Consider the following 248-nt stretch of genomic DNA (forward strand, 5'->3'; position numbering starts at 1 on the left):
TTTTCAAGGTAAAAGGATTCTAATTGTAGATAGCTCTTCGGTTTATGTTAATAATGAAAAACCTGATTTGGTCTTGCTTTCCCAAAGCCCCAAATTAAATTTAGTACGATTAATTAAAACCTTGCATCCAAAACAAATTATTGCAGATAATAGTAATTCTTTTTATTTAGTTAACCAATGGGAAGTAACTTGTAAGCAAGAAAAAATCCCTTTTCATGCTACTGCTGAAAAGGGATTTTATAGGTTGA

The 248-nt window shown here is 30.2% G+C and carries 1 pseudogene; it reads left to right on the forward strand.

Annotated elements, in window-relative coordinates:
* Positions 1-248 (forward strand): annotated as a pseudogene (locus FIA58_RS21230) (ComEC/Rec2 family competence protein); the annotation flags it as partial.

Source organism: Flavobacterium jejuense, assembly GCF_006491595.2.
GTDB classification, from domain to species: Bacteria; Bacteroidota; Bacteroidia; order Flavobacteriales; family Flavobacteriaceae; genus Flavobacterium; species Flavobacterium jejuense.